Origin of the sequence: Acinetobacter sp. LMB-5 (assembly GCF_001541635.1) — a bacterium.
GTDB lineage: Bacteria > Pseudomonadota > Gammaproteobacteria > Pseudomonadales > Moraxellaceae > Acinetobacter > Acinetobacter pittii.
In genome coordinates this window covers 1-22813 of sequence record NZ_LRDR01000017.1, presented here as the reverse complement: position 1 = coordinate 22813, position 22813 = coordinate 1, and the positions used below count along the sequence as shown (strand labels likewise).

Sequence of the window (22813 nt, the reverse complement as noted above, 5' to 3'; positions counted from 1 at the left end):
GAACGCTTTTTCGTATGGTTTCTTATAACTCTCTTACTACGACTGATTTTGCCATTTTGTCATGCCAACCTTGTTTCTTAGCATCAAATGCCACCCAAAAAAGACCAATACCAAATACTAAAATTGATGGAATATAACCAATGTATCGAATAATACTTTGCATGACTGTGAGCTTGTTGCCCGTTTTTTCATCTAAAACTTTTAAGCGCATCAACCGTTTGCCGGGTGTACCTGCAAAATACAACCAACATAAAATTGAATATAAAAAAGGAAATGCGTAGTTCACAATCATGTCGAACCAATAATTTTGTGGCTGACTACTTAAGCCTGTAGCAAATACTAAGTCGTAATCTCCCCGATAAAAAATCCATGCGGCTGGAATAATTGCTAAACAAAGAATAAGACTATCAATAATCATTGCGCCAAATCTTAACCAGAACCCTGCATACTCATACTTATAAGTCATGCCTACCTCACTTTGTTATTGTTTAATAGCTAAAATGGTCTTACTACTTTACTTTTATCCTAATTGAAACTTTTTTATTTTTAAATACTTAAATAAATTTTAAATTTCTTACTTTTATATTTTATTGTAATTATTTTGATCAAAAAACATCATTAACCACATATCTCTACAAAAACTTAATTTAATCTTTTAAAAACTGACATTTTTTTATGTCAGTTATATCGAAATACGTTTATAAATAAATTAAATTACAAATAAATATTATATTTATTGCCAAAATAAAATATCTATTTTAAATTCCTTTTTTAATAAAAGTGCTGCAAATAATAGAGCCAATCCGATTGTAATCAAAAACACACTTAAACTGATTAATCCATAAACAATTGTTATACCGCCTAATATAGCTAAAATATAGAAAATAATTACACTGATTGTTGGCATTTCAATTTATTCCACTACTTAAAATAAAAGCAATTTATTCTATCGAGTTTATAAACGATTGCTGTTTTCAAATGTTGATTACACTATTAATTTGTATCATCATACATTAATAATGTTATTAAACTTATTTAATGTTAATTTAGTTTAATAGAGAGTGATGAAGTTCACATAAGTTTTATTTAATTTCAAAATAATGTTTTTCAGTCACAAGTTTAATTTTTAAGTTTTTATATAAGCGTTCTTTTGAGTCTTCTAGTGAAGGAACAACTTTTTCTGCAAATTTATCTTCAGTCATCAGTCTGGCATATGTTTTGTAACCAATGATTAACTTTTGAGGTTCTTTACCTGTTTGACTAAACTCTTCAATGAGTTTATTGACTTTCTTTGCTGTTAAATCTGCCATCTTTCTTAGCCCCCCTTTAATTTACTATTTTGTTATACGGCTTCTTTGTGACAGTAATATGAACCGTAATTTTTTGTAATTTTCATGTAAATATTAACAATTATTGGTCTACAGCATACTTATCTGTTCAAAACCAGCAAAGCAATCAATTCAACTATTTGATTTATATTTATTTTATTTAATTTCAATTACTTTTAATTGAATAGATGTCTCCATAGAATGAAATATGTTAATCTTTAATTAATAAAAGCTTCATACATATAACAACTGTAAATAAGAGGAATAACATCATGAATTACCAACATATTATTGTACCAGTAGATGGTTCTGAGATTTCTTTAGCAGCAGCTCGACAAGCAGCTCACATTGCAAAAGCATTTGGTAGTAAATTGACCGCCATTAGTTTGGTTGCGGTAGATCCTTTTAGTGGCGTAGATTTTTATTACATCTCACCTGTTGTAAAAGATTATTTTGTTGAAGCACGTGCCAACGCAGAAAAAACTCTCGCAAAAGTTAAAGCTTTATGTGCTGAAGAAGGTATTGATGCAGAGACTCAAATCATCCAAGGTGAAATTTCTTCAGATGGTATTTTGAAAGCCGTAGAAGACTTAGGTTCTGATTTGATTGTGATTGGTTCGCATGGCCGTAAAGGTTTCCAAAAACTAATTTTGGGAAGTTTTGCTCAAGATGTTTTAAATAGCACCAAGATTCAAGTTTTAGTCGTAAAAGAGTAAAATTCTTGAAAGATAAAAACCCAATCCTATGATTGGGTTTTTTAATAAAATAACTTATAGAAATTTTACACCCACTAAAAAACCCTATAGAATAGTTCACTATTCCATCAATTTCGTGAGTCACGCCAATGAAGTAAGTCTTTTTTCTCATCAATTTTTTCTTTTTTTGATGTGCAAAATAGACTATTTTTGTGATTTACCGTCTCTATTAAAAATTATCATTCTCCTATTTTGTACATCCTGTATTTATGAGGTTTTTTTATGACTCAGCAGGCATGTGTAATATCGCAACTTACCTTAGAGTTCCCTTCAAAGGTAATGTTTAAGCATCTAAATTTTAGTCTTGAATCGAATCAGGTATCTGCCCTAATTGGTCGTAATGGCCAAGGCAAATCTTTGCTTATGCAATTTTTAAATGAGACGCTTGCATTAGATTCAGTTGTTACATCAGGGCAAATATCCTGGCATGTAAAACATGCGTATTTACCTCAATTGCATCGTTTGACAGCACTGACGATTGCTGAAGCCTTAGATATCTTAGATATTTACGATGCTTTTAAAAGAGTTGAACAAGGTAATGCCGACTTCGATGATTATGATTTATTGGAAGGTAAATGGGACCTGCCCACTTTATGGAACAACCTCTTAGAATCTGCTGGTCTACCAACAGATTTAGATTTCCCAGTTAAAAATTTAAGTGAAGGTCAAAAAACCAAATTGGCTCTAAGCTGTTTATTTTTAAAATCAGATCACTATCTATTACTTGATGAGCCTAGTAATCATCTAGATCAGGAATCTAGACAATGGTTAATCGATCATTTAAAAAAACACCCGGCAGGTAGTCTTATCATTAGCCATGATCGGACTTTATTAAATGAAGTCGACCATATTTATCATTTAAATGAACATGGTCTACATCACACCACCGGAAACTATGAAAAATTTTATGGGCAGTATCAAACCAATATTGCAGCTCTAGAGCAATCTATTCAACAGAACCAACGTGAAGTTAAACACATGAAGCAAAAGCAACATGATGTATTAATGAAAGCTCAAAAACGTGAGCGTGCTGGAAATAAATTAAGAGAATCAAATTCTCAAGCCAAGATTTTGCTCGACTTTAAAAAGGAACAAGCAGGCCAAAGCATTGCTGCTATACAGTCTCAACACCAACGTCAGATTTCGAACAGTCAAAATGATTTAAAACATAAGAAATTGCTTCTCGAAACCGTTAAATCTCAACAGTTTTTCTTCCCGTCTTTTCATAAGAAATCTGGTGAAATTCTGCGGATTAAAAAATTGAAACTGAAATATGGTACTCAAAAACCCATTGATCTAGCTGTACAAGCAGCTCAAAAAATTCACATAACAGGACAAAATGGTATTGGAAAATCAACTTTACTTAAGGCAATTCATGCACAAAGCAATCAACCCTGTGACAGCATTCACTTATCTGTAGAGTGTTTCTATCTCGACCAGAACTTTAGCTTTTTGTGTGATGAAATGACTGTTATTGAAAATTTATCTCACATGAATAATGAACTTTCAAAACTCGAATGGAGAAATTTGCTAGGTCAACTTCGAATTCGTGGAGATAAAGGTATCCAACTATTGTCTCAGTTAAGTGGTGGTGAAAAATTAAAAGTAGCTTTATTGGCCCTTAGCCAGATAAAACCTGCACCTGAACTTCTGTTATTAGATGAACCAGAAAATCACTTGGATATTGAATCTAGAGAACTACTTGCTAATGCTATTGAGAGTTATGAAGGTGCGGTATTGCTCGTTTCACACGATCAACTGTTTGTTGAAAGCTCGGGCATTCATGAGTCATTTTCCTTAACGTAATAGTTAGTAATATACCAATTTTCAAATTTACTAGTTCTCATTTGAGAGCTAGTAAATTCCATCAGTTATTATTTTTTCACTTTGTTTAATAACTCGAGGTCTAAAGTATATTTCACAGTTTTATTTTTACGAGCACTATTACGCATTTGATAAACTTGAATAATATAATCGCCGTCAACTGGTAAAGTAAGCTCTCCATTAAAACCTATAGTTGAGCCAATTAATAATGCGTTATCTTTACCTGGCTTCTTACCAGGTGCAAAAATATTAATGTAGGCTAAATTCCCCAGACTATTGATATCAAATTTTAATATTTGGCCTTTGTTCGCATAAACTCTATACCTTACATCATCGTAGCCCTGAAATTTTCCAGTTAAAATGGTATGTGGTGAACTTTGTAAAAAATTAACTTTTTGCTCAGTATTTTTGGCATAGACAGTGAACGAAGTAGCTGAAATAAGCGTAGATAGTAATAATGTTTTAATGATTTTCCTCAATTTATTGACCCTCGAAATTATTTTTACAATGATTATATTAAAAATGATTTTTATAAAATTTTACTTTATGTATGAGTTTGATGAGTAGTAGTTGCTTTTTATAACCAGTAACAAATAAAGTATCTTAGAAATCTAAATTATCTTTCTTTTCAATAATTATTTAAAAGTTAAAGTATATGAATAATCTATAAGTCTGGAAGAATTTTTAATGAATATTATTATTCGTGATGAGCAAGCCGAAGATATTGAAGCCATTGAAGAATTGACAAAAGCAGCTTTTCAAAATGCTGAGCACACAAGTCATACCGAGCATTTTATTGTTAATAGTCTAAGAGATCACGGACAACTTACTATTTCTCTAGTTGCAATTGAAGATGAGTCTATTATTGGACATATTGCTATTTCTCCGGTTGAGATTAGCTCAGGCGAAATAGGTTGGTATGGTTTAGGTCCTATCTCAGTTCATCCAAATAAACAAGGATGCGGTGTTGGCTCTCTTCTCATCAATAAATCACTAGAAAAATTAAAACAACTTGGCACTCAAGGATGTGTTTTATTAGGTGATCCAAATTATTACAGCCGATTTGGTTTTAAAAATTATCCTGAGCTAATTTTGCCTGATGTACCAAGTGAATATTTTCAGGCTCTAACTTTCTCGGGCAATATTCCAAAAGCTAATGTCAAATACCATGAGGCTTTTAATGCAACGCAATAATAAAAACTTACTATCTTCAAAAGAAAACTCCTAAAAATAGGAGTTTTCTTTTTCATTGGTTTTGAACAATATTTACTTAAAATATTAGCTTTTATTTAACACGCTCAATTTGGAAAACTTCAATATCGGTAGGCTTAACTCTATGCTTATCTACCTCACCAACGACACGTACTTTATCCCCTGCTTTTAGTTCAAGAGGTTTCCATAAGTCATCATCAATGTCAATTATGATTGAACCCGTAGCATCTTTTAACTCAAAATGATCCCCAGCAATATGCTTTACGATCGTACCAGTTAAAGTTACTCCAGATTCATCAGCCAAAGTTTTTACTTTGGACACTGTGGCTACATTTTTTGTTGCTTCTTTTAATAAAGCAGCATCTGGTTTAGCCATCACAGCACTACTTCCTAATAAAGCAAATCCAGCCAATGCTGTTAAAAGTATTTTTTTCATGACGATTACCTACTTTTTAATATTCTTAGTTATATAAACAAATTCTTTTAAAGTTATAGATTTAGCTTTTGTGGCTTTTTGTATCTTATTAAGTTCTTTGTTTAATGAGAATAAATAGTAACATTAAAAAATTTCTTTAAGTTCTCTTTTCCAACAACTATTTTATGGCCTTTATTTTTTCGTGAATTTACTTAAGAAAGCTTTTTCTTAAGTAAATTAAACTCAGCATTAAAATATCACTTCATTGTTAAGCAACAAGTTGTCCTAAATTCAATAAAATATTTATGGCTTCTGTCTCATCCTCGGTTTGCATAACAATCATTCTGTCATAAGAAATTCCACCAACCTCAATATAAATTTTTGGATGTGGAAGCTGAGGAATATAGACTTTTAGTGGTTGATAAAGAGCAAGAAGATAACCAAATGAATCATAAGGATAATGATCATCTTTTAATGTCTTCTTTATAACAACATAGTTGTTCAATATATTTAAAATAAAACCATATTCATTTTCAGAATGAAATTTAGCGTCCATACCTACCTCCTTGATTAGTTAATATTTTTATAATCAAACTTAAAGGTTAAATTTCTGATCTGAGGATATTTGAACCAATTTACTTTAAATATAGAGTTCTATTTAAAATAATTAGTGTCGAATTTAAATATATTTAAAACCAAGTGTATTAGTCAACATATTTTGAACAGCACCATTAAAAATAAATATTTTGAGTTACAAATCACACTTTAAGACAAAAATAAAAAGATATAAAAAAACCCATCTTACGATGGGCTTTGAGCATTCATCTAGATTATGAATCTTTATCCATTGAATGAGGAGTTGTGGTTTTATCTTGCTGTTTTGTGTCGTTTTCACCTTGGCAAGCACTCACACTCAAAGAAATAAAGGCGGCTAAACCCAAGGTCACTATAATTTTTGTCATGTTTCACCTCATGAATTGTTCAGATTGATGAGTTAATAAATACTTTTTATTAGTTTTACGATCAGCATAGGTTTCTAGGCTTTTTTGTAGATTTAGCGCAAAAATGTAAAGCTATTTAGTTTTAACTTTAAGTGCCCATTTAAAATTTAACTCAACAATTTCAAAGCCGAGCACGAGCACCTAACATAAACTTAAATTAAATATTAACTGAATGCCTGAGTGTTTTGATGAGTAAGTCATATAAGTGATCTACAGCTTTAGACTCCAAAGATGCCCTGCTTCGATAAACAGCGACCTCCATAGGTTCTAATGGCCCTACGCCATGATCAGCACTTAAAATAGTTAAATGCTCAGGTGCACTACACTGTGTGAACACGGCAATTGCTAATCCACTTTCTACTGCTGCAATTTGACCAGCTAAACTTGAACTGTTGTATACCACCCGATAGCGGCGTCCCTGTAAGGCCAATGAATTAATAGCGCTCTTTTTGGCTTGACTAGTACTTTCATAAACTGCAATTGGGAGTGGATCTTCTCGCCAGAGTTCAAACTGTGGAGAGCCTACCCACACCATTGGTTCATGAAATAAAAGTGTTCCTTGACGAGCGTTATCTCTCGAAATTAATGCCAAGTCTATATCTCCACTTTCTACGCGTGGTATTAACGAAGTAGACTGCTCACAAATTAATTCAATTTCAACACCACCATAACGTGGAGCAAAACGCTTAAGTACAGGCGTTAAATATTTTGCAGCATAATCATCGGGCACCCCAAGGCGTATACGCCCCTTTAATTCATCTCCGTGAAATGCCATTTGAGCCTCAGCATGCAAATCTAAAATACGGCGCGCATAACCTAAAAGTAGCTGTCCTTGAGACGTTAATTCAATTTGTCGGTGCGTTCGTATTAAAATTTGGCAATGTAGAGCTTCTTCAAGTTTTTTTAGTTGCATGCTAACAGCTGACTGTGACCGATATAACTCAGGTGCTGCGTTTGATAAAGAGCCTGTATCTACTACGGTGACAAAACACTTTAGCCAATCAATCTGTAAATTTTTTAAAGTCATTAGAATTTATCTATTCGATTTTCAAATAGTATATAAAAGAATTATGCGCTTTTCTTTATTTATTGTCTCTTTCATACTGAGCTTATAAGAAGTTAAAACAATTTATTTTTAACGTCGCTAACGGTGAATTGATTAACAACTGAATAACTCGTTAATCACTGTCCTTACTAACAATTTTATCACTTCGTATTTCTTAGGTATTACGCACTAGGAGGAGGTTTTATGCGCCTAAATAAACAGATGCTTGCGTCACAAAGTGCGACATCCACTTTCGTTTTACTTTGGGGAAGCGCTGCGATTTTTACTCGATGGGGACTCGACAGTGCCTCACCTATAGCATTATTAATTCTGCGCTTTGCCACAGCTTTGTTTGTTCTGTTGTTAATTGCTATTTTTAGAAAAAGACTTTTACCTAAGCATGGAACTCGAAAGCAAGTTTTATTAACTGGACTCCTCATTATTGCAGGTTATTCAATTTGTTATTTTAAAGCCATGGCTCACGGAGTCACCCCTGGTTTAATGGCCACAATCATGGGAATACAGCCAATCTTGACGCTTTGTCTTTTAGAAAAGAATTTACAAAAAGAGAGATTATTAGGTCTATTGATTGCTTTAGCCGGACTCATACTTTTAGTGTGGAAAAGCTTAACTATGTCTTTTATCGCTCCAATCGGAATATTCTTTGCCTTAGCAGCACTGATCTGTATCACTTTTGGTGCCATCATGCAAAAAAACATTCAACAAGCCCCTACAGATGTTTTACCGCTCCAATATGTAGTTAGCCTTGTAGTTTGTTTATTTATAGTTCCATTTGAACATTTTGAAATAACGTGGAATTCACAACTCATTATTTCGGTGTTATTCCTTGGAATTTTAATTTCTGTGGTTGCTCAACTTTTACTTTACCGTCTTCTAAATCAGGGCAATCTTGTAAATGTAACAAGCCTATTTTATTTAGTCCCTGTTGTTACTGCACTTTTAGATTTTTTAATTTTAAAAAACAAGTTGCCGCTTGCAGGCTTAATAGGAATGATTGCAATTTTAATAGGCTTAACGCTTGTATTTAAAAAGAAATAACTCATTTAAGGTACATTATAAAACCCTCGACTGAGGGCTTTATGCTGAGTTAAAGACTAGTCTAAACTTTTCCAATCTTTACCAATTTGAGCTAATGCTGGCAGTTCATCGCTATTAAAAACATTAGAATTACGATCAATAGCAAATCGATAGATGGGCACAGAATCAGCTTGAGTTTTTTTATAGAAGCTGAAATTTTCAGTAACATGGTAATTGCCAGCTTCTGTAGATTTTACAGCTGTTCCTGATGGAATATGAATATAACTTTCACATTCCACTTCAATATTATTTCCAGCAAGATCTTGGTAGGAAAATTTCATGTTTTGATCCTTTCTAAATTTTTATGATTGAGAAAAACTTAACATGCTATCTGGCTAGATTATTGAAACTTTTTTCAACTAATTGTTTAAGTGTGTGTATTTAGTTAAAACTAAAAATATTATTCAAGATAAAAATCTTATCTCTAATATTTCTACTCTATCTCACAATCCTAATGCTTTAAAAGCTCGTTCATCAAGTTCTTTAACCTCCTCAAGTGTATACAACCGTCCTTCTGGATCAAAAAACTTCTCAAAGTCGAATTGTCCTTCTTTATATAGTTGATATCTTTTAGGCCCTAACCACTCTTTTTGAAAGAAATCATCTGTTAGTTTAAAAAACTCTTTAAATGACATATTTGCATCTAATTGGCCAATTAACTGTTCACGTTCATTTTTAGGAATATCCTTAAATTTTCTCTCATCCATAATGAAGGCTCGGCTACCGACTAGCTGACCATCTTCATGAGTTGGAACTAGAATACTGCGGCAATGAGGATGTAAAGGCGGAACTTTTTTTGTAGGATCATTGATATTCCACACACTACTATCGAGGGCTGCACATATTTTTGAGGTTCGGCCATCAAGAACACTTACAAATCTGACATATTCAAACTTTAACTGTTTATAGCTTTTTAAATAGGCCTGATTGGATATATGACTTCGAATCGTACGCACACTTCGTTCAATATCAATCTTAGAGCTATTTAGTAGTCCATCTTCATATTTAAGGCGTTTAGTCCCTCGAATCCTTTGAATAATTTGTTGATTCTTCGCTCCAGTATTGAGGCCATCCCGAATCGCATACTCCACTCTTTGACGGGCTACCTCGGCAATTGTAGAAAGTAACTCATCCACCAATGCTCCACCTGCTAAAGGGACACGTTTCGCAGCTTTATAGAGCTGTTCACCTTTTAACTCTTTATGTTTACCACCAAAAATTTTTGACATATATCTGACTTCATAGACAGCCAATGCCACAGCAGAGATGGTAAAAGTTTCAATGAGCATATCGTTAGTAGTATTAAACCACTGAGAAATCAGTGCACGTATTTCTTTTAATAGGGCTGTTGAGTAAAGCCCACCCGCCAATGCAGTTTTTTCCTTTTCATTTAGCTCATCTAACAGCTTACTTAGTTTGGTAAGCATGTTAACTGTTTCGGAATTAAATAAATTAAGAAGTTCATTAACCGATCTTGAAGATGCTCGATATAGATAAGCTTGATGTTGAGTCAGAACATCAAAAAGTGATTTCTGATGAAGATTAACCATAAAAATTACCTCTACAGAATTGCCCTTTTTTGTTATTTTCTATTTTCTGCCTTACCTTATGTAATTTGCTTATTATTAATATCTCTAGAATAAGTTATGACTAACAAGTGTACCTACGTAAAGTTATTTAGCTAACAGCTTATCCTTGTAATTTATATCTTTATAAACTTGTCTCGTGTCTAACTACACCATCTCTTTAATGCTGAGTAAAACAGCATTACTCGGAATATTTTTAAGTATTTTTTTTTGTTGTTTTCGCCATTCTTTATGAAATTTTTTATCAGATTGTTCGGAAAAACTATCTCTATGCTTCTGACAATCAGTATCTTCTAAATTTGGTGATTGTATACATGGCCAATTGTTTAATTGAGGTGTTAGAACAGCATTACTCATCAATGAAAGTTCTTCTAATCTAATCAAATTCATATTTACTTGCCTACTTACATCTAGCTCCTGATGTCTTCAATATGTTCAAAACTTTATATTGAACCTTTAAAAGATAGCTACTGTTTTATTTCCTAAGCCAATCAGAGCCTACACAAATACCACATCCATAAAAATGCAAAGTGCAAGTTTTGTGTATTGATTTACCAATGATGTAACTTGCTATACGCCTGAATAAAATAAGTTTAAATAGAATGAAAAAGGTATTTATAAGGTTTTCTTCTCAGTTGCTCCAATTTCAGATATACTGAACTTAGTATGAGATGAGCCTTATATAGTTCATTGGTAGATCAATGAATGACTAAGCCCTTCGCTTTCGAGCAAGGGCTTTTTTAATGCGTGTAATTTGGAAAAATTACTTTTATCTGACTCAGCAATTCAAGCCTCGGTTTGCCTTTACTGAACAGGTCTGTTAGATTGGTCTTGTTCATCAACTCCTATTGTCGATGAATACTGAAGCCTGATTCGTAGCATCAGGCTTTTTTTATGCCTAGATTTTATAAAGATAGCCCGTTAAATTCATCTAATACTATTGAAACGTTATCTAAAAATAATTTTACTATCTTGCTTTTAACCAAGTGCCCACTTCTTTTAACGTCTCAACTAAACCGTTTAATTTCTTACCATCTTCAGTTAAAGAGTACTCAACTTTAACAGGAACTTCCGCAAAAACTTCTCTATTAATGAAGCCTTCTTCTTCGAGAAAACGTAATTCCAAAGTTAACATTCTTTGAGAAATATTAGGGATTGCGCGTCTTAACTCATTAAAACGCATAGGTCGTTCAATAAGAAATGAAATAATTAACATTCTCCAGCGCCCACCCAATACTGTCATTGCTTCTTCTACAGAACAGCCAGAAATATTATCTTTCATTGATTAGTTAGGTATAAAAAATATACCTATATAACAAAATAGTGCCTAATTTACAATCTATACCTTGTAGTAAATAATAAGTTTTTAATACGAAAATGCTGGTCTATTTTATGGAATATAAAGAAGTTGCCAAAAAGACGATTAATCATTTGTACTCAGCACATGCCTCAATTCGAAGCTCTGGAATTGATCCACAATTAATTGCTTTAGCTGAATTGTATGTGTCACAAATTAACGGCTGCGCTTATTGTTGTGCTTTTCATGCACAAGAATTAAGGGATATGGGTATAAGCCAAGAAGTCATTGATAAAATCCCAGGCTATAAACATTCAAACGTTTTTTCAAAAAAACAATTTCTCGCTCTTGAACTTGCAGAAACTGTCACTTTTCTATCTGAAAAAATTGAACCCGTAAAAACTCACTTGGCCGAGTATTTTAGTGAAAGAGAGATTGTAGAGTTAACAACTAGCATTTCACTCATGGGAGCATTAAACAGGCTCAGAATTACCTTAGGGGATAAAAGTTAATTCATTTAATTTCCATATGAAAAGCCCAGACTATTTGAGGCTTTTCATAGCTTCTGACTAAACGAAATAAAAAATTAAAAAGACTCTACGATCCTAAAAACAATTTCTTTTCAATAGCGCGGCGTCTAACCAATCCAGCCAAACGCTTACCGCCTGCGTTTACCCATACATCGAATTGGTTTGCGGCCCCTTTGTAATCACCTGAATTTAATTTTTTTAATAAGGTCGATTTTTTAAAGGCTCCTGTCCCGATGTTATAACTTAGTGAGACTAATGCGTCGAATTGATTTTGCTTTAAAGGAACTTTTACAGCGCCATTGACTGCACGCTCAAATATTTTCAAATCATGCTGCATATATGCTTTGGCCTGCTCAAGAGTACATGTGTCACCTTTTTGAACGCTCAAACCGTTTGGGTATCTGGTTGTGCCATAACCAATGCTCCAGACACCTACGCCATCATCATAAGCACTGAGTCTTAATCCTTCAAAATTACAAATATGGTTTACTCCTTCCTGACTCAGAGACATCTCATCTACCGCAAAACCAATTTCCTCATCGCCATTGTCTGTTGCGGTAGCAATCGGACTATTTGTAGCGGCACGTGACCGAGACTTGGTAGTAAAAAGCTTGCAAAGATAATCCAATATTTTTTGCATCTAATCCTCTTTCATCTTACTTTTTCTCTGTAACCCAAAGGGTAATATACCCTTGAACTACAGGCTGTCCATCTGCTCTATAGGCATTTACTTTTATTTGCATATCGCCAACTTTCCATTCTTCATCAATTGTTGCGACGACTTTAATATCAGAATCGGCTTTGGCGACATAATTTACGTTCATGCCTTTAGGTAACCATCTTAAATGTTGAGGAATAGATGCTTCGGTTAGTACACCCATAACAAATTCTAATCCATTACATATGGCAATAACGTGAACTGTTCCTATGTGATTTTTGACTGATTTATTCTTTTTGATGAAAGCTTCACACACGTCAGCATCTAGTTTTTGAATAATTGGATTTACTGTTTGAAAATATGGAGCAACACGGCTAACAACTTTTGACAACAACGTTAATCCACCTGGTATTGCTTTCAATGTTCTAAAAGCGAGCAAAACGTCATTAACTGGTGGTACAGCGTTATGTTTGTTTTGGTTGGCAAATTTATAAATATAATTACTCATAGTTTCATTTCTGGCTGAGAATAAGAATTTAATAAATATATAGCCTCATATCTCTAGACTCATTGCTTAACTTTCATGTTTTTTAAGTCATTAATAATAATTTTTGAATAACATCTAGGGTTTGTTGTTGTTCAACCAAATACGCTAGAAATTAAAATGCCCAATATAAAATTGGGCTATAGATTATTCTTCGACTTCTATGGGATCGCCATCTTCAGGTCGAATATGTCGCTCACCATCATCTGCCGGATCGACACTAGAGCCATCTTTGGTAATACTGTTATACAACTCATCCTCTTTTTTATCATCGATAAATTCTTCATCTGCAAAATCAAAAGGCTCTTCATCATCATCAAAATTCAAGGGGTTTTCTTCATCTATCATGAGATTTATCCTTTACTTCACTTGTCTCATACCATGCTCAAATAATTAACAGATACATTCAACATGAAACAATCATCATTTATGTAACAGACACTTTAAGATACATATAACAAAGAAAACCGCCCTCGAAGGCGGTTACTAAGCTCTAAATTGTTAGAGATAATTGGCTTATTACTTTTATATATTTTAAGAAGGTAGTTTATTATTTTTAATATAATCATCTGATTTAAAATAATTAACAATCATTTCTGCATTTTCTTCTTTTACAGGTAAAGTAGTTACTGGAATATTTTCATTTCCCATACTAAAACCTTGAGGGACCAATTGAGAAATAGGAGGAAATTTGGCTTTACCTCCTTCAGTGATTCTTTCAATAAATCCTGCAAGCCATAAAATAAACTCACCTTCATTATCAAACTTAGGCATAAGACTAAAATCAATTTTTACCGAGCATTGCTCGATGGGCTTGGTTAAGCAGTCTTCAAAATTAATAAAATTATACTTTAATTTGAATTCAGTACCTTTTATCGCATTACGAATAAGCCCAACCAAACAATTTAAATTTTCTATTACATCATCAGAAAACAAGTTGTCATTTTTAATTTTTTTATAAACCTTATCTGCTATAGCTAGATATTTTGGCATCTTAACCTCCTATCTTCTCATGCGTATATTTATATACTTCTTTAAACTATTATTTTTTTATGTAAGATAGGGTAAAACTCATCAACTAAATGTAAGAAATACAAGGTTTTTGAAAGTTAATAGTAAATTACTTATTAAAAACATTTAAAAATGCGAAACATGCAACATAAAATACCAAAATAAAAGAAGATTTTGAAAAATTTTCTTTCAATTTATTTTTATAGATGAGCAATACTTCCAATACTAACTTACCATCCATTTAAGATGAAATATGCTTATATAAGATATTAATTTACTAAGATATTTTTTAATTTTTATTGTTTTCAAGGTGATTCAAAATACTACTAATTTTTAAAAACAAATAACCGAAAAGTAGTCCATTAAATATAATAAAAAGACCAACAGTGACCATTTCTTTAGACCACACTTGAATAATGTCTAAATTATCATTTCGAGTTTCAACTTGCCCATATGACAAAATAAAAGCTAAACCTAAGACAATTCCAAACAAAATCACAACCCATGCTACAACTGATGTTGTCTTACTTTCTTTAAGAGATTTTTTCACTTCACTCATAATTTTTCTTGATAAACTTCTAGATTTACATATTCTTTTATATTAATTCGCTATGTAATTAAAGTTTTATTTCTTTAACTTTTTGATAAAAATGTTATTAATTTTTATATTTTGTTTATCAAAAAATATTAATTAGTATATTTAATATTTCTGTAACCTCAAAATTTTAAAGTAAATAGTATTAAAGATATTTACAACAAAGGGGCGAATTTAATATAAATAAATGAAAATCCTTTAAATCCGCTCCTCATGTTTAGTATCTTCTTTTATTTTACCTGAAATTTAATATTGAATTTTCTTGCTTGTTTTCTTACTTCCGGATTAGATGGTAAAACAAATGGACTTGAACGCCAGATAGCTTTTTCAATACTTGTTTTAAATTTTTGCTCTTCTTTATCTAAAAAGATAATTTGCTCGATTTCTCCAGTATCCGTTAAAAAGACCTTAACACTTGCGCTCATACCTGTAGAAGACTTGGGAATATCCCAGGTTTTATAAATTTTCTTTTGATATTGTTTTTTATATTTTTCAGCCTCTGAAATAATTTTATTATCAACCACTGGCACATGAGTGACTTGTTTGTGACCTGTGGCACACCCAACTAACAAAAATAAAGAAGCAACAATAGTGAAGTTTTTCATTTAAAATACCTTATTTTCAATAACTAAAATTTAACAGTTTAGAGTTTAAAAAACCACCCAAAAGGTTGTATTAATCATTAATTATTATGAGTTAGCAAAGGTGTTAAGCCACCTTTGCTCTTCCCTTTTTTAGTTAATATTTTATTTTCATTAAAAAGGAACTTCATAACGAAAATTTAGATTTGAATTTTCTGATATATTTATATTATAGACATCTCGATCAGTAAAAATCCCGTGATCAGGTGTTTTAAAACTATTAAAAGCTTTATTCTCTGGAACTATTGGAGGTTTATTCCAATAATTTTCTTGAGAATTATATGGAGATGAAGCACAACCAATCAGCCCAAAACCCAATAAAGATATAACTAAAAATGTCTTCATAAATTTTGTCCACTTTGATAAAAGCTACACAATTTAACAAATTGAACTGCTATTGTCACACCAGAATAATTTAGTTTAACTTAACAATAAATATATCGCATGTATTTTAAAAACAAATAATTAATTTCAACTTCGATAAAAACAAATCAAGCTGGCCCATATAAGTTTTCAAAACTGGATGTATTAAAAGCCCTATTCTAATTTTAAGATTTCCTTGATTTTTAACCAATGATCTACCTATTAATGTTTAGATTTTAAGGATTATTATGCGGCTACATTTTATTGTTCATGAAGATTTTGAAGCGCCTGGCGTATATGAAATTTGGGGCAAAATGAATAACTTCAAAATTACCTATTCAAGAGTGTATTTAAATGAAGTTTTGCCAACTTCTGTTGAAGATATTGACTTTCTTATTGTAATGGGTGGTCCACAAAGTCCTGATACTACATTAGATATGTGCCCTCACTTTAATTCAATAGCAGAACAAGCAATCATTAAAAAAGCGATTGAAGCAAATAAAGTGGTTATTGGGGTATGCCTAGGATCTCAATTGATCGGTGAAGCTTTAGGTGCCAAGTTTGAACACAGCCCTGAGCGAGAAATTGGTAAGTTTCCAATTATGCTTACAGAATATGGAATAACACATTCTAAGTTTTCTCACTTAGGAAAAATGACCGAAGTTGGCCATTGGCATAACGATATGCCAGGCTTAACTCCTAACGCAAAAATTATTGCTTTTAGTGCAGGGTGCCCAAGACAGATTATTGAATATTCCAAATTAGTTTATGGCCTACAATGTCATATGGAATTAACTTCAGAAGTAGTTGAATTGCTGATTCAACATTCAGAAATCGAGTTAAATGATGCTCATAATTATAAATTTGTGAATACTCGTGAAGAATTACGGAAGCATGACTATCAAAAAATGAATCAAAACCTCTTTATTTTTCTGGATAAATTGAAAGAAGAATATTCAAAACGATCTTAAAAAAATGAGTGTAAAGAGCCTTTTTAAATTGCCTTTTACGCTCCGCTACAGATCTTATTATTTACCAGTTGATCAAGCATACTTGAAGTCAAACCTTCAAAATCAAATTTTAATGTTACAATACAGTGATTTACTCAATTTCAATTGGACTCCCAAAGAAATGAATAGATTTTTATTAACTTTTTTATCTTTAAATATTGGGCTTTTTTCTTCTTCCACTTTTGCTGAAACAAACACATTTCAAACCAAACAAGAATATAACCGCCCTAGATTTAATCAGCATAAAAGTATGCTTGAAGTAAATGCTAACACTCAGAACCATCAGCTGACTGAACAACAAAATTCATTTAATTCTCCTCATTCTCAAAACGTAGATTTTTTTGAAATTGCAAAACAATATCAAGAAAATGAAACAAAGCCTTCTTCGTTTACTGATGAAACAGTGAATATGAGCGATCATGAGCGTAGTCTTTACTACATTAGACATCATGATAATGTGGGTATTCAAAGAGAAATTCGTGGCCAACAGTTTAAATCGCTAAAACAACAGCGAGATAAAGGTGTAATTTCTAATGATGTATATAAAGAAAAGGTCTACAAAATCTTAAATCAACCTAACTTTAAATAAATTTGAAGCCCTCCTCGGAGGGCTTTTTTATAAGAATTAAACCTTAGAGTACTAACCAATCTAAGCGAGCGTCGACATAAAATATTCTAATAATTTATCTCTTTCATCGATCTTATTTGCACTTAAAAGCTGAATCATTGCCCCATCAATCACAAACAAAAACATGTAGGCATCTTCAACTGTAGCGGTAACTTTTACGGTTATAATTATTGTTTTCAGTCTTTTAACTTAATTTTATTTAGTGCCACACATAAAGCTTTTTTGTCAGTGTCTTTAAGTTGAGGATGCTGAACAGGCCACATATAGCTACAGCCATGAGGTGCTTTGTTATGATTTTTCTTAAGTTCATAAGCGATATTTTTTAGAAGCTCAGTGTTCAAAGAACTAATTTTTAAACGTACTTCTGCTAAATCTTGTGGCTTCCAATTGCTTTCTGGACTCGACAACCAATCTGCGCGATAGCGATATTGAATGGCCTTGGCAACATTCATTTGCGTCACAATAAATGGCTTTACCGTTTCGCTATTTAAACCAAAAGATTCGGCTTCAGAAAGCGATTGATCCAGAACTTTCTTTTCTTGAGTTAAATCTTCAATAGGTAAATGCTGCTCTGCTTTATAACCTGCGACATCCTTCATATAAGATAAGCGTTCGTTAACTAAACGAGCAGTTTGAGTGTATTGTGAAGCTTGCGCGATTGGAGGAAAACACATAAAAGCTGCCAAGGTCGACGCTACTTGAACCGTTCGCTGAAAACTCTTTATATTCACCATTTAAAACCTACCGAAGTTATTGTTCTGTCGTCATTTCAGATCAGTAATGTATTTTAACAACATGTAAAAGTAAAACTTCAAGATAGGCTTAGTTCTTGGCTCCATGCAGAATCAGGTTGTTGATAGATGTGTTGGCATACTTGCTTGAGAGATGAGGTAAAGTGCTGGTTTTGCCCCTCCCATTTTTCAACCATGCAATAACTAACATGAATACCTTTGGGTTGAAACTCTCTGGCTAATGACTGTGCTAAAGCACGAATGCCTGCAAACATGCTTTGGCTTAACACATCGTAATGGATAGAGTGATTAGAGAGTGCGCCAAGAAAAATAAGGGTCCCCCGCTGTTGTTTAAGCATAGGCTTAATCACAGCTTGAGCGATACTCACTGCACTTAAACCTGTGGTCTGCCAACTGTGTTCAATCTCTTCTAAAGATAAAGCTTCAATATTGGGCGAAGATGAAAAACTCGGCTGAAATACACAGAGTTCAATGGTATGCCCGTGTTTTGAAATATAACGCAATAAGCATTTTAAGTGATCTGCATTCACTAAGTTTAATTGAACTGCTGTCAACCCATCATTTACAGAATGGACCTGCATATTTTGCACGGTTGAATCATGCACAACTTGATAAAGATGTAATGGACAATGTGCGTTTTTATCTAGAATTACAAAATCACGCTCAATCAGTTGAAGGTCATGACCAGCCACTACAACACAGCCCTGCTTTTTTTGAAATTTTTGAAATATTTTTTTTAGCATTTTAGTCTCTCAAAATTTTTCTTGATAAGGGCGTAAATCCAACTCATGTGTCCAGAGCTGAGGTGTTTGTTGGTAAAGCATCCAATAATTTTCTGCAATTGCATCAATATTAAGTCCGCCAGTGCCACGCGTAAGACGAGCTAACCGCCCCAGACCAAATAATGCTTTATTCACTCTATCGCCATCGACCATGCCATCAATAATCACATGAGCAATATGGATGCCTTGTGATTTATAGATTTGGGCTAGATTTAAGGCATAAGCTCTTAAGGCAGATTTTCCCATCGTAAAAGCTGCGAAAAAAGGTTTGCCGCGTAGAGACGCACTCGCTCCAGTAAAAATAAGCGTACCGTGATTTTGATCTTTAAAGATTTTTAGACAGCTTTGAGAAACTAAATAGGCCGATAAAAAAAGTGGATTGCCACATTTGAGTAAAAAACGACAATGGGCTGCGTAAAAAGATGGAAGGAATATTTCCTCCCACATTATGAATGACAGCAGTAATACGCTCATTTTGACTTGTAATAGTGTCAAACAAGGCCTGTACTTGGTGTATATCTTCTGCATCTAAACGAAACGCTACAGCATCTCCACCATTGGAATGGATTTGGGCAGCCACTGCTTCAATTTTCTGGAAAGTACGTCCAGCAACATAGACTTTTAAGCCTTCTTTGGCGAAAAGACGACACACCGCTGCACCAATACCTTGTGATGCCCCGACGCCAATAACAACTACGCAGTCTCGTGTCTTATCTGGTGTTGCTGATGTCATAGACGTTTCACCCTGTTTGTTTTTTATACCATAATGCAATAAACGGGCGATTCAAAATTTCTTTACTAAATTTTTTACTGGTACGGATCACTTCACCGAGTTGAGCAACCACAGCAATGTCTGCAATGGTTTGGCTGTTTCCAACTAACCATTCACTTTGTGATAAAACCTGCTCAATACGGTCGAGGTGTCGTATAAATTCTTCTTCAACATTTTCAGCTTTAATTCGTCCTAAGCCTTGAAAGAATAGCTGCGTTTTTAACTCGGCTAAAATAAAACCTTTTACCATGGGCTTTTCATAAGCTGGACGACCAATACTACTAATGCGAATTGCTTCTTCTAAAGCTTCTGAGTCATTTACGCGTAAATAGACTTCATAAAAATAAAGAGACTCATCTGCCCAATCTTCCCAAAGTTCAGCAAGAGCTTTTTGATTTGGATCTTCAGGGTAAAGCCGAGGTGTGTCTGGAAACGCTTCATCTAGATAGCGCGCGATTCGAGTGCTGTCTTGAATCCGCTGTCCATTGTGGTCAATTACCGGTACTTTACCCACTTTACTGAGCAAAGGAACTTTAGCCCCCAAAATGCCATTATAGTTAACTGTGTCAAATGAGATTCCTTTAAATCTCAAAGCTCTTGAAATTTTTTGACAAAATGGAGAAATTTCCCATTGATGCAAAATAATATTCGACATTTATTCACCTTTATTTTTAATTGCCTTTTATCTAGTTCTTTTTTAGAACTAATCAATAAATATACAGAATGCTTTTTTAAGTCAAACTGTTTTTGATGACGAATAAGTTCCGAAAGCTCAGAATTATTTGATTTTTATTATTTATATCTTAACAATTTTTAAGCAATATAATTTGAATTATAGGGAGCTCTGCTATAAAAAGAGCTCCACATATAAATTTGAAAGATTAATAAGTCACCGTAACGACAACACTATCAGAATAGACACCAGGTCTACTTGCAATGGCAGTACCTTGAGGAATCTTCCCATAAACTGTAGTCGTTTGAGCACTGCCTGTACCTGTTTTTGAGACACCTCCTGTTCCCCCAACATTGGTTACGCCTCCCGTGGCATCCCATACCGTACTATAGTTAGAATCTTTATATAGCTGATAGGGAATAAATTCATTATTACTATTGCTCATACGCCTAAAACCCCCAGCTATACGGTTATTGCCGTCCCCTAAATAAATACTGTATGGCGTTCCAAAGTTACAGGTCGTATTCACTGCTCCTTGCGCAGTGTAATCACGCTTAGTCGTACCAATGTCATTAATATCGCCGAAATCTACAGTTGAGGTTGAGTTTAATTGACACAAACTTGGTACTACAAAGTTCGCAGTTAAAGTTACACTTCCAGAGTCCCAGCTGAGTAGATCACCTAAACATAACACCGCTAGAAGATCCATATCCCAAAATAGTTGAACCGTAGCTGTATAGGTCCCTTGAGGGTAGGCAATGAGCGATCCTGTACGTGCGGGTACTTTTACATTTACCGAGTAATTAAGAATATTATTTGAAGCAAGTGTTACCACTGGACCATACCAAACATTGGAGGTTTGGTTGGTGGTAGAGGAACCTGCCCCACCTACAGTTGCAGTGACGCTATACGGTAACGATACACTATTATTCGTGGTGGTTGCTCCTGTAAATACTGTCTTCATACACATAAATGGAGATATCTGAGGTATTATTCCTCCATTCGTGCAAGTAATTGTTCCTGAAAGATTTACAGTTGCATCACTATTAATATTTGCTGCTGTGTAGGTAAAAGTGTTATTTGTGGTCCCACTTACCGTACAAGCCGCATGTGCAGGACTAAAAAATGCATAAACAAGATAAAATAAGCAAATGCCTACAAAATATTTTAAAGACAATGGAAAAAACTTATAGCTCTCTATTTGAGCCTTATTCATAATATTTAATGACATATATAAGGTCCCAATTTTTTAGTTGAGTACTGATTACTGTTATAAGTGAAGCCAACTTGGCAGGAGCCATGATCTAGAAGATCGACTTCAAGTTTGTTTTGTTTTAATAGGTTTGGAATAAATACTTCACCGTCATACCCAACCATCCCATTTTGCTGACCATTAATTCGAACGGTATAACCCGGCATTAACGGTGAATTGCTTTGATCAACAAGTTTCACTAATCCAGAAATGACCTGATGAGCACCGAAGTCAACCAAGGTTCCTTGACGGTAACCCACCACTGTTTTTTGATCTGTAGATTTAACATTCCAATTCAGAGGAAGATATGATGGATCTAAATAAATATGGTTCACTTGATATGGCATGAGACTAGGAATCAGAAATCTTCCAGACTTGTCAGTTTCTCCCAAATTGACTCCGCCATTTATAATTTGACTTTGTGGCCCAGCATTGGTGACAACTGCGTAGCCATCTCCAATTTCATTGGCCGCAAATATACGTCCCGCTGCCGCAACCAATGATCCTGTCGCCGAAACTGCAACCTGATCGTTGTCTCCAAATCGGTTATAGCGTCCCGTCAGGTAAGCTGCTCGTGCTCGGTAAGAGGCATAAATCGAGGCATTGTTTTCTTTTGCATCCTGATCGCGCTCAACATAACCACCCCAGCCAAATGAACCAATTTGGGGTTCTGATAATCCGAATATTTCTTGGCGATACCGTAGGCTACCGCTGTCACTAGATACACTCGTAATCGCATTCACTTTACTGGACGGGGTATATCTCAGCGCAAAGTAAACTCCATAGTCCTTATGGTTTTCATAATCTTTATAAGCTGATGCATAAAAACCCCAGTTCTTGTCCAGACTTCCACTTAAATTGGTAGACAGTAACTTGTAAGAGTTGTCACTATATTTAATCTGGTTATAGCCCAGATAAACCCCATAGCCTGCATAAAAGTTGTAGTTAATCCCTGCCCTAAAAATCTCATCGGCCAGTGCACTGTAGCTCAGATAGTTCTGCGGCTCAGAAGTCATCTGGTTATCTTTTAAATATCTCACT

Annotated in this window: 31 protein-coding genes and 3 pseudogenes; 7 read left to right on the top strand and 27 right to left on the bottom strand. The window is 33.8% G+C overall.

The window, feature by feature from the left end; all coding sequences use genetic code 11:
• Nucleotides 1–22: 22 nt before the first annotated feature.
• The 3 genes from AW165_RS17445 to AW165_RS17440 form a co-directional block, all read right to left on the bottom strand.
• Nucleotides 23–466, bottom strand: a complete 444-nt coding sequence (locus tag AW165_RS17445) for an RDD family protein (RefSeq protein ID WP_060466576.1) — start codon at nt 464–466, stop codon at nt 23–25.
• A 267-nt stretch (nt 467–733) separates the two neighbouring features.
• Nucleotides 734–907 (bottom strand): hypothetical protein, encoded by a 174-nt coding sequence (locus AW165_RS19520; RefSeq protein ID WP_005068723.1) that lies wholly within the window; start codon nt 905–907, stop codon nt 734–736.
• A gap of 175 nt (nt 908–1082) precedes the next feature.
• A complete protein-coding gene (locus AW165_RS17440) occupies nt 1083–1310 on the bottom strand; it encodes a hypothetical protein (protein ID WP_002115208.1) in 228 nt (75 codons plus the stop codon).
• Between the two features lie 290 nt (nt 1311–1600).
• Between AW165_RS17440 and AW165_RS17435 the strand changes: the two genes are divergently transcribed.
• A complete protein-coding gene (locus AW165_RS17435; protein ID WP_002115225.1) occupies nt 1601–2044 on the top strand; it encodes a universal stress protein in 444 nt (147 codons plus the stop codon).
• A 261-nt stretch (nt 2045–2305) separates the two neighbouring features.
• The gene (locus AW165_RS17430; RefSeq protein ID WP_060466575.1) at nt 2306–3889 is read left to right on the top strand and encodes an ATP-binding cassette domain-containing protein; all 1584 of its coding nucleotides are present in this window, start codon (nt 2306–2308) and stop codon (nt 3887–3889) included.
• A gap of 68 nt (nt 3890–3957) precedes the next feature.
• Here AW165_RS17430 and AW165_RS17425 read toward each other — a convergent pair whose 3' ends face one another.
• Entirely contained in the window at nt 3958–4386 is a 429-nt protein-coding gene (locus AW165_RS17425; protein ID WP_060466574.1) for a hypothetical protein, read from the bottom strand.
• A gap of 37 nt (nt 4387–4423) precedes the next feature.
• Nucleotides 4424–4540 (bottom strand): annotated as a pseudogene (locus AW165_RS19680) (hypothetical protein).
• Nucleotides 4541–4594: 54 nt separating this feature from the next.
• On the opposite strand from AW165_RS19680, the gene AW165_RS17420 reads away from it, so the two are divergent.
• Nucleotides 4595–5101: a GNAT family N-acetyltransferase gene (locus AW165_RS17420; protein ID WP_060466573.1), complete on the top strand. Its 507-nt coding sequence runs from the start codon at nt 4595–4597 to the stop codon at nt 5099–5101.
• A 91-nt stretch (nt 5102–5192) separates the two neighbouring features.
• Here the strand turns inward: AW165_RS17420 and AW165_RS17415 are convergent, their stop codons facing one another.
• The 4 genes from AW165_RS17415 to AW165_RS17405 all read right to left on the bottom strand — a co-directional run bounded on the left by AW165_RS17415 (nt 5193) and on the right by AW165_RS17405 (nt 7562).
• Nucleotides 5193–5555, bottom strand: a complete 363-nt coding sequence (locus AW165_RS17415; protein WP_060466572.1) for a NirD/YgiW/YdeI family stress tolerance protein — start codon at nt 5553–5555, stop codon at nt 5193–5195.
• A gap of 247 nt (nt 5556–5802) precedes the next feature.
• The gene (locus AW165_RS17410; protein ID WP_017398397.1) at nt 5803–6090 is read right to left on the bottom strand and encodes a hypothetical protein; all 288 of its coding nucleotides are present in this window, start codon (nt 6088–6090) and stop codon (nt 5803–5805) included.
• A gap of 274 nt (nt 6091–6364) precedes the next feature.
• Nucleotides 6365–6496 carry a hypothetical protein gene (locus AW165_RS19515; RefSeq protein ID WP_081410711.1) on the bottom strand — a complete coding sequence of 44 codons (132 nt, stop codon included), beginning with the start codon at nt 6494–6496 and terminating at the stop codon, nt 6365–6367.
• Between the two features lie 196 nt (nt 6497–6692).
• Entirely contained in the window at nt 6693–7562 is an 870-nt protein-coding gene (locus AW165_RS17405; protein ID WP_060466571.1) for a LysR family transcriptional regulator, read from the bottom strand.
• A gap of 222 nt (nt 7563–7784) precedes the next feature.
• Between AW165_RS17405 and AW165_RS17400 the strand changes: the two genes are divergently transcribed.
• A complete protein-coding gene (locus AW165_RS17400) occupies nt 7785–8639 on the top strand; it encodes a DMT family transporter (RefSeq protein ID WP_060466570.1) in 855 nt (284 codons plus the stop codon).
• Nucleotides 8640–8695: 56 nt separating this feature from the next.
• Here the strand turns inward: AW165_RS17400 and AW165_RS17395 are convergent, their stop codons facing one another.
• The 4 genes from AW165_RS17395 to AW165_RS17380 all read right to left on the bottom strand — a co-directional run bounded on the left by AW165_RS17395 (nt 8696) and on the right by AW165_RS17380 (nt 11546).
• Entirely contained in the window at nt 8696–8959 is a 264-nt protein-coding gene (locus AW165_RS17395) for a hypothetical protein (protein WP_060466569.1), read from the bottom strand.
• Between the two features lie 162 nt (nt 8960–9121).
• Entirely contained in the window at nt 9122–10228 is a 1107-nt protein-coding gene (locus AW165_RS17390) for a minor capsid protein (protein ID WP_060466568.1), read from the bottom strand.
• A 183-nt stretch (nt 10229–10411) separates the two neighbouring features.
• Nucleotides 10412–10654: a hypothetical protein gene (locus AW165_RS17385; RefSeq protein WP_060466567.1), complete on the bottom strand. Its 243-nt coding sequence runs from the start codon at nt 10652–10654 to the stop codon at nt 10412–10414.
• A 577-nt stretch (nt 10655–11231) separates the two neighbouring features.
• Nucleotides 11232–11546 (bottom strand): winged helix-turn-helix transcriptional regulator, encoded by a 315-nt coding sequence (locus AW165_RS17380; RefSeq protein WP_046813565.1) that lies wholly within the window; start codon nt 11544–11546, stop codon nt 11232–11234.
• A gap of 110 nt (nt 11547–11656) precedes the next feature.
• Between AW165_RS17380 and AW165_RS17375 the strand changes: the two genes are divergently transcribed.
• Nucleotides 11657–12073, top strand: a complete 417-nt coding sequence (locus AW165_RS17375) for a carboxymuconolactone decarboxylase family protein (RefSeq protein WP_060466566.1) — start codon at nt 11657–11659, stop codon at nt 12071–12073.
• 85 nt (nt 12074–12158) lie between these two features.
• Here AW165_RS17375 and AW165_RS17370 read toward each other — a convergent pair whose 3' ends face one another.
• The 7 genes from AW165_RS17370 to AW165_RS17340 all read right to left on the bottom strand — a co-directional run bounded on the left by AW165_RS17370 (nt 12159) and on the right by AW165_RS17340 (nt 15885).
• The gene (locus AW165_RS17370) at nt 12159–12731 is read right to left on the bottom strand and encodes a lysozyme (RefSeq protein ID WP_060466565.1); all 573 of its coding nucleotides are present in this window, start codon (nt 12729–12731) and stop codon (nt 12159–12161) included.
• 16 nt (nt 12732–12747) lie between these two features.
• Nucleotides 12748–13257, bottom strand: a complete 510-nt coding sequence (locus tag AW165_RS17365; protein WP_060466564.1) for a hotdog fold domain-containing protein — start codon at nt 13255–13257, stop codon at nt 12748–12750.
• A gap of 183 nt (nt 13258–13440) precedes the next feature.
• The gene (locus tag AW165_RS17360; RefSeq protein WP_060466563.1) at nt 13441–13641 is read right to left on the bottom strand and encodes a hypothetical protein; all 201 of its coding nucleotides are present in this window, start codon (nt 13639–13641) and stop codon (nt 13441–13443) included.
• 186 nt (nt 13642–13827) lie between these two features.
• Nucleotides 13828–14286, bottom strand: coding sequence for a hypothetical protein (locus AW165_RS17355; RefSeq protein ID WP_005803530.1), 459 nt, complete (start codon nt 14284–14286; stop codon nt 13828–13830).
• Between the two features lie 307 nt (nt 14287–14593).
• Entirely contained in the window at nt 14594–14863 is a 270-nt protein-coding gene (locus AW165_RS17350; protein WP_005803531.1) for a hypothetical protein, read from the bottom strand.
• 266 nt (nt 14864–15129) lie between these two features.
• Nucleotides 15130–15504 carry a TonB C-terminal domain-containing protein gene (locus AW165_RS17345; RefSeq protein WP_060466562.1) on the bottom strand — a complete coding sequence of 125 codons (375 nt, stop codon included), beginning with the start codon at nt 15502–15504 and terminating at the stop codon, nt 15130–15132.
• A gap of 150 nt (nt 15505–15654) precedes the next feature.
• On the bottom strand, nt 15655–15885 hold the full coding sequence (locus tag AW165_RS17340) for a hypothetical protein (RefSeq protein ID WP_060466561.1): 231 nt from the start codon (nt 15883–15885) through the stop codon (nt 15655–15657).
• 266 nt (nt 15886–16151) lie between these two features.
• Between AW165_RS17340 and AW165_RS17335 the strand changes: the two genes are divergently transcribed.
• Entirely contained in the window at nt 16152–16874 is a 723-nt protein-coding gene (locus AW165_RS17335) for a type 1 glutamine amidotransferase (protein ID WP_060466560.1), read from the top strand.
• Nucleotides 16875–16986: 112 nt separating this feature from the next.
• Complete coding sequence (locus AW165_RS17330) at nt 16987–17502, top strand: hypothetical protein (RefSeq protein WP_060466596.1); 516 nt, start codon at nt 16987–16989, stop codon at nt 17500–17502.
• Nucleotides 17503–17562: 60 nt separating this feature from the next.
• Here AW165_RS17330 and AW165_RS20190 read toward each other — a convergent pair.
• From AW165_RS20190 to AW165_RS17300, 7 genes and pseudogenes are all read right to left on the bottom strand, one after another.
• Nucleotides 17563–17703 (bottom strand): annotated as a pseudogene (locus tag AW165_RS20190) (TetR family transcriptional regulator); the annotation flags it as partial.
• Between the two features lie 14 nt (nt 17704–17717).
• The gene (locus AW165_RS17325; RefSeq protein ID WP_060466559.1) at nt 17718–18275 is read right to left on the bottom strand and encodes a chorismate mutase; all 558 of its coding nucleotides are present in this window, start codon (nt 18273–18275) and stop codon (nt 17718–17720) included.
• 77 nt (nt 18276–18352) lie between these two features.
• Nucleotides 18353–19036: an SDR family NAD(P)-dependent oxidoreductase gene (locus AW165_RS17320; RefSeq protein WP_060466558.1), complete on the bottom strand. Its 684-nt coding sequence runs from the start codon at nt 19034–19036 to the stop codon at nt 18353–18355.
• A gap of 9 nt (nt 19037–19045) precedes the next feature.
• A pseudogene (locus AW165_RS17315) lies at nt 19046–19808 on the bottom strand (SDR family NAD(P)-dependent oxidoreductase).
• Between the two features lie 7 nt (nt 19809–19815).
• Entirely contained in the window at nt 19816–20502 is a 687-nt protein-coding gene (locus AW165_RS17310) for a glutathione S-transferase family protein (RefSeq protein WP_060466557.1), read from the bottom strand.
• A 226-nt stretch (nt 20503–20728) separates the two neighbouring features.
• Nucleotides 20729–21751, bottom strand: a complete 1023-nt coding sequence (locus tag AW165_RS17305) for a spore coat U domain-containing protein (protein WP_060466556.1) — start codon at nt 21749–21751, stop codon at nt 20729–20731.
• A partial coding sequence (locus tag AW165_RS17300) for a fimbria/pilus outer membrane usher protein (protein WP_155859648.1) occupies nt 21742–22813 on the bottom strand: 1072 nt, incomplete at its 5' end. The genes AW165_RS17300 and AW165_RS17305, both read right to left, overlap by 10 nt.

Excerpts from the sequence above, each read along its gene's own strand:
- AW165_RS17365 (WP_060466564.1), bottom strand. The coding sequence starts at position 13,257 with ATGAGTAATTATATTTATAAATTTGCCAACCAAAACAAACATAACGCT.
- AW165_RS17430 (WP_060466575.1), top strand. The coding sequence starts at position 2,306 with ATGACTCAGCAGGCATGTGTAATATCGCAACTTACCTTAGAGTTCCCT.
- AW165_RS17395 (WP_060466569.1), bottom strand. The coding sequence starts at position 8,959 with ATGAAATTTTCCTACCAAGATCTTGCTGGAAATAATATTGAAGTGGAA.
- AW165_RS17415 (WP_060466572.1), bottom strand. The coding sequence starts at position 5,555 with ATGAAAAAAATACTTTTAACAGCATTGGCTGGATTTGCTTTATTAGGA.
- AW165_RS17305 (WP_060466556.1), bottom strand. The coding sequence starts at position 21,751 with ATGTCATTAAATATTATGAATAAGGCTCAAATAGAGAGCTATAAGTTT.
- AW165_RS17325 (WP_060466559.1), bottom strand. The coding sequence starts at position 18,275 with ATGGTGAATATAAAGAGTTTTCAGCGAACGGTTCAAGTAGCGTCGACC.
- AW165_RS17320 (WP_060466558.1), bottom strand. The coding sequence starts at position 19,036 with ATGCTAAAAAAAATATTTCAAAAATTTCAAAAAAAGCAGGGCTGTGTT.
- AW165_RS17390 (WP_060466568.1), bottom strand. The coding sequence starts at position 10,228 with ATGGTTAATCTTCATCAGAAATCACTTTTTGATGTTCTGACTCAACAT.
- AW165_RS17440 (WP_002115208.1), bottom strand. The coding sequence starts at position 1,310 with ATGGCAGATTTAACAGCAAAGAAAGTCAATAAACTCATTGAAGAGTTT.
- AW165_RS17370 (WP_060466565.1), bottom strand. The coding sequence starts at position 12,731 with ATGCAAAAAATATTGGATTATCTTTGCAAGCTTTTTACTACCAAGTCT.
- AW165_RS17375 (WP_060466566.1), top strand. The coding sequence starts at position 11,657 with ATGGAATATAAAGAAGTTGCCAAAAAGACGATTAATCATTTGTACTCA.
- AW165_RS17355 (WP_005803530.1), bottom strand. The coding sequence starts at position 14,286 with ATGCCAAAATATCTAGCTATAGCAGATAAGGTTTATAAAAAAATTAAA.
- AW165_RS17445 (WP_060466576.1), bottom strand. The coding sequence starts at position 466 with ATGACTTATAAGTATGAGTATGCAGGGTTCTGGTTAAGATTTGGCGCA.
- AW165_RS17335 (WP_060466560.1), top strand. The coding sequence starts at position 16,152 with ATGCGGCTACATTTTATTGTTCATGAAGATTTTGAAGCGCCTGGCGTA.
- AW165_RS19520 (WP_005068723.1), bottom strand. The coding sequence starts at position 907 with ATGCCAACAATCAGTGTAATTATTTTCTATATTTTAGCTATATTAGGC.
- AW165_RS17420 (WP_060466573.1), top strand. The coding sequence starts at position 4,595 with ATGAATATTATTATTCGTGATGAGCAAGCCGAAGATATTGAAGCCATT.
- AW165_RS17310 (WP_060466557.1), bottom strand. The coding sequence starts at position 20,502 with ATGTCGAATATTATTTTGCATCAATGGGAAATTTCTCCATTTTGTCAA.
- AW165_RS17405 (WP_060466571.1), bottom strand. The coding sequence starts at position 7,562 with ATGACTTTAAAAAATTTACAGATTGATTGGCTAAAGTGTTTTGTCACC.
- AW165_RS17350 (WP_005803531.1), bottom strand. The coding sequence starts at position 14,863 with ATGAGTGAAGTGAAAAAATCTCTTAAAGAAAGTAAGACAACATCAGTT.
- AW165_RS17380 (WP_046813565.1), bottom strand. The coding sequence starts at position 11,546 with ATGAAAGATAATATTTCTGGCTGTTCTGTAGAAGAAGCAATGACAGTA.
- AW165_RS17360 (WP_060466563.1), bottom strand. The coding sequence starts at position 13,641 with ATGATAGATGAAGAAAACCCCTTGAATTTTGATGATGATGAAGAGCCT.
- AW165_RS17345 (WP_060466562.1), bottom strand. The coding sequence starts at position 15,504 with ATGAAAAACTTCACTATTGTTGCTTCTTTATTTTTGTTAGTTGGGTGT.
- AW165_RS17385 (WP_060466567.1), bottom strand. The coding sequence starts at position 10,654 with ATGAATTTGATTAGATTAGAAGAACTTTCATTGATGAGTAATGCTGTT.
- AW165_RS17400 (WP_060466570.1), top strand. The coding sequence starts at position 7,785 with ATGCGCCTAAATAAACAGATGCTTGCGTCACAAAGTGCGACATCCACT.
- AW165_RS17340 (WP_060466561.1), bottom strand. The coding sequence starts at position 15,885 with ATGAAGACATTTTTAGTTATATCTTTATTGGGTTTTGGGCTGATTGGT.
- AW165_RS19515 (WP_081410711.1), bottom strand. The coding sequence starts at position 6,496 with ATGACAAAAATTATAGTGACCTTGGGTTTAGCCGCCTTTATTTCTTTG.
- AW165_RS17330 (WP_060466596.1), top strand. The coding sequence starts at position 16,987 with ATGTTACAATACAGTGATTTACTCAATTTCAATTGGACTCCCAAAGAA.
- AW165_RS17435 (WP_002115225.1), top strand. The coding sequence starts at position 1,601 with ATGAATTACCAACATATTATTGTACCAGTAGATGGTTCTGAGATTTCT.
- AW165_RS17410 (WP_017398397.1), bottom strand. The coding sequence starts at position 6,090 with ATGGACGCTAAATTTCATTCTGAAAATGAATATGGTTTTATTTTAAAT.